The sequence below is a fragment of the Suipraeoptans intestinalis genome (genome assembly GCF_009696485.1).
Lineage (GTDB): Bacteria > Bacillota > Clostridia > Lachnospirales > Lachnospiraceae > Suipraeoptans > Suipraeoptans intestinalis.
Window position 1 is genome coordinate 1 of record NZ_VULY01000002.1, and the last position, 5,454, is coordinate 5,454.

General features: G+C 49.7%; 1 protein-coding gene and 7 pseudogenes. 3 read left to right on the top strand and 5 right to left on the bottom strand.

Translation table 11 applies throughout. The features are described from left to right. The 3 pseudogenes from FYJ34_RS00030 to FYJ34_RS12885 all read left to right on the top strand — a co-directional run. Nucleotides 1–986, top strand: a pseudogene (locus FYJ34_RS00030) (DUF512 domain-containing protein); the annotation flags it as partial. Between the two features lie 217 nt (nt 987–1,203). Then, a pseudogene (gene der, locus FYJ34_RS00035) lies at nt 1,204–2,525 on the top strand (ribosome biogenesis GTPase Der). A 1-nt stretch (nt 2,526) separates the two neighbouring features. Then, nucleotides 2,527–2,714 (top strand): annotated as a pseudogene (locus FYJ34_RS12885) (glycerol-3-phosphate acyltransferase); the annotation flags it as partial. 24 nt (nt 2,715–2,738) lie between these two features. On the opposite strand, the pseudogene FYJ34_RS14970 reads toward FYJ34_RS12885, so the two are convergent. From FYJ34_RS14970 to FYJ34_RS12900, 5 genes and pseudogenes are all read right to left on the bottom strand, one after another. Then, a pseudogene (locus tag FYJ34_RS14970) lies at nt 2,739–2,934 on the bottom strand (glycerol-3-phosphate acyltransferase); the annotation flags it as partial. 1 nt (nt 2,935) lies between these two features. Beyond that, a pseudogene (gene der / locus FYJ34_RS14975) lies at nt 2,936–4,254 on the bottom strand (ribosome biogenesis GTPase Der). Beyond that, on the bottom strand, nt 4,251–4,790 hold the full coding sequence (locus tag FYJ34_RS14980; protein WP_235899127.1) for a hypothetical protein: 540 nt from the start codon (nt 4,788–4,790) through the stop codon (nt 4,251–4,253). The pseudogene der (FYJ34_RS14975) and the gene FYJ34_RS14980 overlap by 4 nt, the downstream one beginning before the upstream one ends. Further along, a pseudogene (locus FYJ34_RS12895) lies at nt 4,682–5,071 on the bottom strand (DUF512 domain-containing protein); the annotation flags it as partial. The gene FYJ34_RS14980 and the pseudogene FYJ34_RS12895, both read right to left, overlap by 109 nt. Nucleotides 5,072–5,252: 181 nt before the next feature. Beyond that, nucleotides 5,253–5,454: pseudogene (locus tag FYJ34_RS12900) on the bottom strand (radical SAM protein); the annotation flags it as partial.

Below are 5,454 nucleotides of genomic sequence, written 5' to 3' on the forward strand. Positions count from 1 at the left end.
CCTGTATTTTAAAGACGATGATTCCCGTCTGTCTTTTCTGCAGGGCAACTATATTACCCTGACCAATATGAGCGAGGCAGATGTAGAAAGGATCATCCGTTACCGGCTGGAGCCATCAACATCTCTTTTCATACCACCAATCCCAAACTCCGGTGCGAGATGCTGCACAACAGGTTTGCGGGGGAAGCGTTGAAAAAGGTGGACCGGTTCTATGAAGCGGGAATCCAGATGAACGGGCAGATCGTTTTGTGCAAGGGGGTCAACGACGGAGAGGAGCTGGAAAGAAGCATCGAAGATCTCAGCAGATATCTGCCGTATCTGCAAAGTGTTTCCGTGGTTCCGGTAGGACTGACCAGATTTCGCGATGGACTTTATGAAATGCAGCCTTTTCAAAAGGAGGATGCCAAAAAGGTGCTGGACACCATAAAATCCTGGCAGAAAAAGCTGTATGAGGCTCACGGAGTCCACTTTATCCACGGAAGCGACGAATGGTATCTTCTGGCACAGGAGCCTTTGCCCAGGGAAGAGTGCTACGACGGATACCTTCAGCTGGAAAACGGAGTAGGAATGCTGACGCTTCTGGAAAATGAATTTCAGGAAGCGTTGAAAAAAGAGAAAAAGGACGCCAGAAAAAGAAGCGTATCCATTGCAACAGGAGCTTTGGCTTATCCGCGATCCAGCGCATGGCAAAGCAGATGGAAGAGATCTATGAGGAAACAAAGATCCGTGTGTTTTGTATCCGAAATGATTTTTTCGGGGAGAGGATCACGGTGTCGGGCCTGATCACCGGACAGGATCTTATTCGGCAGCTAAAGGACAAAGAGCTTGGGACGAGGCTTCTTCTCCCCTGTAATATGTTCCGGAACGGGGAAGAGGTATTTCTGGATGACCTCACCCGGCAGCAGGTAGAGGATGCTTTACAAGTGAAGATAGATATTGTAAAATCAAGCGGACAAGATTTTGTAAATGCCATCAAAGACGTATAGACGCAGGTAGAAGCAGTGCAGAGAAAAACACAGGCTACAGGCAGAAAAGTGTACGATGCAGGCAGAAAACACAGGCTACAGGCAGAAAAGTGTACGATGCAGGCAGAGAACACAGGCTACAGGCAGAAAAATGCATGATGCAGGCAGAGAACACAGACTACAGGCAAAAGTACAAACAGAAAAAGACGGACAGGAAAAAGCAGATAGGAGAAGATAGATGAGTAAACCGGTAGTGGCGGTAGTAGGACGTCCAAACGTAGGAAAATCTACATTGTTTAACGCACTGGCAGGAGAGATGATCTCCATCGTAAAGGATACGCCGGGAGTGACCAGGGATCGTATTTATGCGGATGTGTCCTGGCTGGATAAGGAGTTTACCCTGATAGATACGGAGGAATCGAGCCGGAGAGCGGGGATGTGATCCTGTCTCAGATGAGAGAACAGGCACAGATCGCCATTGATACGGCAGACGTGATCCTGTTTCTGACGGATGTCAGACAGGGGCTGGTGGATGCGGATTTCAAAGTGGCAGATATGCTGAGGCGATCCCAGAAGCCGGTGGTTCTGGCAGTGAACAAGGTGGACAATTTTGAAAAATTCATGCCGGATGTGTACGAATTTTACAATTTGGGAATCGGAGAGCCAAAGCCCATCTCCGCAGCGGGAAAACAGGGACTGGGAGATCTTTTGGACTGTGTGGCAGATCATTTTCCTCAGGGATTGGAAGGAGAGGAAGAGGATGAAAGGCCAAGGATCGCCATTGTGGGGAAACCCAACGTAGGAAAATCCTCTATCATCAACCGGATCCTGGGTGAGCAGAGGGTGATCGTATCGGATGTGGCAGGAACCACAAGAGATGCCATTGACACGGATGTGAAGCGGGGAGACCGGGAGTATGTATTTATTGATACAGCGGGACTTCGCAGAAAGAATAAGATCAAAGAGGAACTGGAACGATACAGCATCATCCGCACGGTGACAGCCGTGGAGCGGGCAGATGTGGTGCTGGTGGTGATCGACGCGGCGGAAGGGGTCACGGAGCAGGACGCCAAAATAGCCGGGATCGCCCATGAGCGGGGCAAGGGGATCATCCTGGTGGTCAACAAATGGGATGCGCTGGAAAAGAATGACCGAACCATGCGGGAATATGAAAATGAGCTGAGAAGGATCCTTTCCTTTATGCCCTACGCCCAGACCATGTATATTTCGGCTCTGACAGGGCAGAGGGTGGAAAAACTGTTCGACGCCATCGACACGGTCATTGCAAACCAGACGTTAAGGATCGCTACCGGCGTTCTGAACGAGATCGTGACCGAGGCGGTTGCCATGCAACAGCCGCCGTCAGATAAAGGGAAGCGCCTGAAGATCTACTATATCACCCAGGTATCTGTGAAGCCGCCGACTTTTGTTATTTTTGTGAATGACAAGGAACTGATGCATTTTTCTTATACCAGGTATCTGGAAAACAAGATCAGAGAGGCGTTTGGCTTCGGAGGAACGTCCCTGAGATTTTTCGTGCGGGAAAGAAAGGAAAAGTAAGATGGAGCGACTGGTGTGTTTGGCTGTAGGGTATGCCTTTGGACTGATACAGACAGGATACTTGTGCGGGAAGTTTCAAAAAAAAGATATCCGGACGATGGGTAGCGTAATGCGGGACGACTAATGCTCTTCGGACGCTGGGATGGAAGGCCGTCTGGTCACGTTTCTGGAGACGTATTAAAATGCGTCCATACAGAAGCGTAACTACTCCGCTGCCAGGACGCATTTTAATACGTCTCCAGAAACGTGACCAGACCGGCCTTCCATCCCAGCGTCCGAAGAGCATTAGTCGTCCCGCATTACCGCTACCCATCGTCCGGATATCTTTTTTTTGAAACTTCCCGCACAAGTATCCTGTCTGTATCAGTCCAAAGGCATACCCTACAGCCAAACACACCAGTCGCTCCATCTTACTTTTCCTTTCTTTCCCGCACGAAAAATCTCAGGGACGTTCCTCCGAAGCCAAACGCCTCTCTGATCTTGTTTTCCAGATACCTGGTATAAGAAAAATGCATCAGTTCCTTGTCATTCACAAAAATAACAAAAGTCGGCGCTTCACAGATACCTGGGTGATATAGTAGATCTTCAGGCGCTTCCCTTTATCTGACGGCGGCTGTTGCATGGCAACCGCCTCGGTCACGATCTCGTTCAGAACGCCGGTAGCGATCCTTAACGTCTGGTTTGCAATGACCGTGTCGATGGCGTCGAACAGTTTTTCCACCCTCTGCCCTGTCAGAGCCGAAATATACATGGTCTGGGCGTAGGGCATAAAGGAAAGGATCCTTCTCAGCTCATTTTCATATTCCCGCATGGTTCGGTCATTCTTTTCCAGCGCATCCCATTTGTTGACCACCAGGATGATCCCTTGCCCCGCTCATGGGCGATCCCGGCTATTTGGCGTCCTGCTCCGTGACCCTTCCGCCGCGTCGATCACCACCAGCACCACATCTGCCCGCTCCACGGCTGTCACCGTGCGGATGATGCTGTATCGTTCCAGTTCCTCTTTGATCTTATTCTTTCTGCGAAGTCCCGCTGTATCAATAAATACATACTCCCGGTCTCCCCGCTTCACATCCGTGTCAATGGCATCTCTTGTGGTTCCTGCCACATCCGATACGATCACCCTCTGCTCACCCAGGATCCGGTTGATGATAGAGGATTTTCCTACGTTGGGTTTCCCCACAATGGCGATCCTTGGCCTTTCATCCTCTTCCTCTCCTTCCAATCCCTGAGGAAAATGATCTGCCACACAGTCCAAAAGATCTCCCAGTCCCTGTTTTCCCGCTGCGGAGATGGGCTTTGGCTCTCCGATTCCCAAATTGTAAAATTCGTACACATCCGGCATGAATTTTTCAAAATTGTCCACCTTGTTCACTGCCAGAACCACCGGCTTCTGGGATCGCCTCAGCATATCTGCCACTTTGAAATCCGCATCCACCAGCCCCTGTCTGACATCCGTCAGAAACAGGATCACGTCTGCCGTATCAATGGCGATCTGTGCCTGTTCTCTCATCTGAGACAGGATCACATCCCCGCTCTCCGGCTCGATTCCTCCCGTATCTATCAGGGTAAACTCCTTATCCAGCCAGGACACATCCGCATAAATACGATCCCTGGTCACTCCCGGCGTATCCTTTACGATGGAGATCATCTCTCCTGCCAGTGCGTTAAACAATGTAGATTTTCCTACGTTTGGACGTCCTACTACCGCCACTACCGGTTTACTCATCTATCTTCTCCTATCTGCTTTTTCCTGTCCGTCTTTTTCTGTTTGTACTTTTGCCTGTAGTCTGTGTTCTCTGCCTGCATCATGCATTTTTCTGCCTGTAGCCTGTGTTCTCTGCCTGCATCGTACACTTTTCTGCCTGTAGCCTGTGTTTTCTGCCTGCATCGTACACTTTTCTGCCTGTAGCCTGTGTTTTTCTCTGCACTGCTTCTACCTGCGTCTATACGTCTTTGATGGCATTTACAAAATCTTGTCCGCTTGATTTTACAATATCTATCTTCACTTGTAAAGCATCCTCTACCTGCTGCCGGTGAGGTCATCCAGAAATACCTCTTCCCCGTTCCGGAACATATTACAGGGGAGAAGAAGGCCCAAGCTCTTTGTCCTTTAGCTGCCGAATAAGATCCTGTCCGGTGATCAGGCCCGACACCGTGATCCTCTCCCGAAAAATCATTTCGGATACAAAACACACGGATCTTTGTTTCCTCATAGATCTCTTCCATCTGCTTTGCCATGCGCTGGATCCGCGGATAAGCCAAAGCTCCTGTTGCAATGGATACGCTTCTTTTTCTGGCGTCCTTTTTCTCTTTTTCAACGCTTCCTGAAATTCATTTTCCAGAAGCGTCAGCATTCCTACTCCGTTTTCCAGCTGAAGGTATCCGTCGTAGCACTCTTCCCTGGGCAAAGGCTCCTGTGCCAGAAGATACCATTCGTCGCTTCCGTGGATAAAGTGGACTCCGTGAGCCTCATACAGCTTTTTCTGCCAGGATTTTATGGTGTCCAGCACCTTTTTGGCATCCTCCTTTTGAAAAGGCTGCATTTCATAAAGTCCATCGCGAAATCTGGTCAGTCCTACCGGAACCACGGAAACACTTTGCAGATACGGCAGATATGCTGAGATCTTCGATGCTTCTTTCCAGCTCCTCTCCGTCGTTGACCCCTTGCACAAAACGATCTGCCGTTCATCTGGATTCCCGCTTCATAGAACCGGTCCACCTTTTTCAACGCTTCCCCGCAAACCTGTTGTGCAGCATCTCGCACCGGAGTTTGGGATTGGTGGTATGAAAAGAGATGTTGATGGGCTCCAGCCGGTAACGGATGATCCTTTCTACATCTGCCTCGCTCATATTGGTCAGGGTAATATAGTTGCCCTGCAGAAAAGACAGACGGGAATCATCGTCTTTAAAATACAGGGTGTCCCGC